Genomic DNA, 3,975 nt, shown 5'->3' on the forward strand with positions numbered 1-3,975 from the left:
GGTATACATCCCCGGCCGGCGCCGCACCGGGTCCAACCCCGTTAGCACCTCGATGGAAGCGGCATCGTATGTCGTCGCCATGCGTAATCGTGTCCCTCTCGTCGGCCCTGAGGCGTGCCGCGGCAGTGTAACGCAACGCAACACCCGGCGGTGTGTGCGTTACACTACGTCCTGTCCACCCCCTCCTGCCAAGGGGACGCACACCGCAGCAGCGCGCCGGAGCCATGACCGACGACAGCGACAACACCAACACGGCGGACGCCGACGGCCACACCCCGGATTTCGAGACCGCACTGGCGGAGCTCGAGGAGCTGGTCGCGCGCATGGAACGCGGCGACCTCAGCCTGGAAGACTCCCTGAGCGCGTTCGAGCGCGGCGTCGGCCTGACCCGGGTCTGCCAGAAGGCGCTGACCGAGGCGGAGCAGAAGGTCGAGGTACTGCTCGGCGACAGCGACGACGACAGCGCCGGCCTCGCGCCCTTCGACGAGGGGGAAGGCGATGGCGATTGAACAGCGCCTCTCCGAGTGCCGCGAGCGCGTGGAAGCGGCCCTCGAGCACGCCCTGCCCCCCGCGGGTCTGGCGCCCGCACGGCTGCACGAGGCGATGCGCTACGCCGTGCTCGGCAACGGCAAGCGCCTGCGCCCCCTGCTGGTCTACCTCGGCGGGGAGGCTCTGGACGCCCCCGCCGCCGCCCTTGATGCCGCCGCCTGCGCGGTGGAATGCATCCACTGCTACTCGCTGGTCCATGACGACCTGCCCGCCATGGACGACGACGACCTGCGCCGCGGCCGCCCCACCTGCCACCGAGCCTACGACGACGCCACCGCCATCCTGGTCGGCGACGCCCTGCAGGCCCTGGCGTTCCGGCTCGTTGCCCGGACCCCGGGGGTCGGCGCCGAGGCCCGAGTCGCCATGCTCGACACCCTGGCAACCGCCGCCGGCTCGCGGGGGCTGTGTGGCGGCCAGGCCATGGACCTCGCCGCCGTCGGCCACGCGGTCACGGAGGCCGAGCTCGAGGCGATGCACATCCACAAGACGGGGGCCCTGATCCGCGCGAGCGTGCGCCTCGGCGCCCTCTGCGGCGAGGCACCGGATGCCCCGGAGCTGGAGCAGCTCGATCACTATGCCAAGTGCATCGGCCTCGCCTTCCAGGTCCAGGACGACATCCTCGACGTGGACGGCGACGCGGACGTGCTCGGCAAGGCGAGCGGCGCCGACGCCCGCCTGGACAAGCCCACCTACCCGGCTCTGCTCGGCCTCTCGGAGGCGCGGGCCTTCGCCGCGCAGCTGCGCGACGACGCCCTCGCCAGCCTGGAGCCGCTGGGGGAACGGGCCGAGGGCCTGCGCGAGATCGCCAACTACGTGATCGAACGGGATCACTGAGGCAAGATCGTCCAGCTTTCGGACGCTTTCCTCAATCCCACGGGCACGGACGCCGGGCTAGCCTCATCGATGAGATCACGGTGCCCACAGAGGCACGCCCGTACCCAGGAGGAGGGAACGCCATGACCTACCAGATCGTGATGCCGCGGGTGATGGAGATCGGCGGCGGCGCGAGCGGCTCGCTCGCCTCGGTGCTCGAACGTCTGGGCCTGTCCCGGCCGCTGATCGTCACCGACGCGTTCATGAACACCCGCGGGCCGGTTCCCGGCCTCGTCACCCAGCTCAGGGAGGCCGGGATCACCGCCGGCGTATTCGCCGACACCGTGCCCGACCCGACCACCGCCTCCATCGACGCCGGCGTCGAGGCCCTGCGCCAGGACCGTTACGACTGTGTCATCGGCGTCGGCGGCGGCAGCCCGCTGGATTCCGCCAAGGCCATCGCCTACCTCGGCACCTTCGGCGGCACGATGCGCGACTACAAGGCGCCGCGCCAGAATGACGGGCCCGCCCTGCCGGTGATCGCCGTCCCGACGACCGCGGGCACCGGCTCGGAGGTCACGCGCTTCACCGTGATCACCGACAGCGAGAGCGGCGAGAAGATGCTCTGCGGCGGTACCGCCTTCTGCCCGACCGCGGCCCTGGTGGACTTCGAGCTCACCCTGAGCATGCCCTTCCGCCTGACCGCGGATACCGGCCTCGACACCCTCACCCACTGCATCGAGGCCTACGTCTCGCGCCGCCGCAACCCGATCTCCGACGCCCAGGCCATCGCCGGCATGCGCGCGGTCGCCGACAACCTCCGCACCGCCTGCTTCGAGCCGGACAACCGTGAGGCCCGAGAGGCGATGATGCGTGCGGCGACCCAAGGCGGGATGGCCTTCTCCAACGCCTCCGTCGCCCTCGTCCACGGCATGAGCCGGCCCCTCGGCGCGTTCTTCCACGTGCCCCACGGGCTGTCCAACGCCATGCTGCTGCCGCGGATCACCGAGTACTCCGCCGAGGGCGAGGCGCTGCCGCGCTACGCGGACTGCGCCCGGGCGATGGCCGTCACCGCTCCGGACGCGGACGACGAGACCGCCGTCGCCGCCCTGCTCGATGCCCTGCGCGCGCTCAACCGCGACCTGCAGGTCCCCACCCCGGCGGACTACGGTATCGACCGGGCCGAATACGAGGGCGTCCTGGAGACCATGGCGGAGCAGGCACTGGCGTCCGGCTCGCCGGGCAACAACCCCCGCGTGCCGGACGTGCCGACCCTCAAGCAGCTCTACATGGACTGCTACGAGTAGTCCCGCGACACGACGGGCCGCCCGGCGGCCCGTCGCCCCTCAGCCGTAGCGCATCGCCCGGTAGCGCGTAGGCGAGACCCCGACCACCTTCCGGAACAGCCGCGAGAAGTAGTAGGCGTCCTCGTAACCGAGCTCGAAGGCGATCTGCTGCACGCTCCGCGTGGATATGTCGAGCAGATAGCAGGCCCGTTCCATCTTCATGTGGATGAAGTTCTGTATCGGCGGCATCCCGGTCAGGCGCTTATACTGACGGGCGAAGGTATAGCGCGAGAGGTTCACGCTCGCCGCCAGCGTGTCCAGGTCCAGGTGGTGGTGGAGGTTCGCCTGCATCAGCGCGTGCACGTGATCGAGGTCGAAGCCGCCCGCCTGACGGGTCGCCGAGCGTGGCGAGACCACCGCCAGGTAGCTCAGCATCGCCCGCAGGTGGTTCGCCGCGTGCACGAACACCGGCGGGGAGTAGCCGCTGCGACGAACCCCCAGCAGGGTCTCGAAATCGGCGAGGAGCTTCGGCGAGCGCCCGAGCCGGGCCACCGGCCGCTCGCGCTCGAAGCCGATCGCCGCCCAGAAGTCGCCGGTGCGCGTGCCATCGAAATGCACCCAGTACAGCGTCCAGGGGTCGTCGCCGGACGCGGCGTAGGCGTGGAGGACGTCGCGGGGCAGCAGCATCACGTCCCCGGCCGCCACCGGCCACTCATGGCCGTCCACGCTGAGGGTGCCGGCCCCGTCACAGCAGTAGAGCACCAGGTGGTCAACATGGCTGTCGCGGCGCACGGCGTGGCCGGCCGCGCGGGGATAGTAGCCCATGGCGTGGGGATAGAGCTCTCGGGTGAGCGGGTTCCCCGCCAGGTGATCGCGCAGGAACGTGGGCACGAAGAAACGCACCCCCTCCGGCGGCAACGGCCAGTCAGAGGGCCCCGTCACCGCTGCCCCCCTTCCGCCACCGGGACGATTTTGCCGCCTTGTTGGTGTAGGCTTGCCGCCCGTGCCCCAAGCGAACGGATGCCGGAGCGATGAGCCGTCCCTGCGCGTTTTTCCGAGAGTTCCTCCGCCGCCCGGGCGAGGTGGCGTCCATGATCCCGAGCTCGCGCTTCCTGGAGGCGGGCCTGGTCGGGGCCGCCGACCTCGCCAGTGCCGCGACCGTGGTGGAGCTCGGGCCCGGTTCCGGCGGCACCACCACGGCCCTGCTCGCGGGCATGGCGGCGGATGCGCGGCTGCTCGCCGTCGAGATCAATCCACACCTGCATCGCCTCCTCGCCGGTATCGATGACGACCGCCTCGTCGCCCACTGCGGCAGCGCGACGGCCCT

At 71.0% G+C, this 3,975-nt stretch carries 4 protein-coding genes and 1 pseudogene; 4 read left to right on the forward strand and 1 reads right to left on the reverse strand.

Going from position 1 to position 3,975, the window contains the following annotated elements; genetic code table 11:
- Positions 1–224: 224 nt before the first annotated feature.
- From G7A99_RS02170 to G7A99_RS02180, 3 genes are all read left to right on the forward strand, one after another.
- Positions 225–509, forward strand: coding sequence for an exodeoxyribonuclease VII small subunit (locus tag G7A99_RS02170; protein ID WP_018716974.1), 285 nt, complete (start codon positions 225–227; stop codon positions 507–509).
- Positions 499–1,383, forward strand: coding sequence for a (2E,6E)-farnesyl diphosphate synthase (gene ispA, locus G7A99_RS02175; RefSeq protein ID WP_018716975.1), 885 nt, complete (start codon positions 499–501; stop codon positions 1,381–1,383). Before G7A99_RS02170 ends, ispA begins: the two co-directional genes overlap by 11 nt.
- A 122-nt stretch (positions 1,384–1,505) precedes the next feature.
- On the forward strand, positions 1,506–2,669 hold the full coding sequence (locus G7A99_RS02180) for an iron-containing alcohol dehydrogenase (protein WP_163138750.1): 1,164 nt from the start codon (positions 1,506–1,508) through the stop codon (positions 2,667–2,669).
- A gap of 39 nt (positions 2,670–2,708) precedes the next feature.
- Here the strand turns inward: G7A99_RS02180 and G7A99_RS02185 are convergent, their stop codons facing one another.
- Positions 2,709–3,590: an AraC family transcriptional regulator gene (locus tag G7A99_RS02185; RefSeq protein ID WP_026320907.1), complete on the reverse strand. Its 882-nt coding sequence runs from the start codon at positions 3,588–3,590 to the stop codon at positions 2,709–2,711.
- A gap of 149 nt (positions 3,591–3,739) precedes the next feature.
- Between G7A99_RS02185 and G7A99_RS25110 the strand changes: the two are divergent.
- A pseudogene (locus G7A99_RS25110) lies at positions 3,740–3,975 on the forward strand (methyltransferase type 12); the annotation flags it as partial.

It is taken from the genome of Arhodomonas sp. KWT (assembly GCF_010993615.1).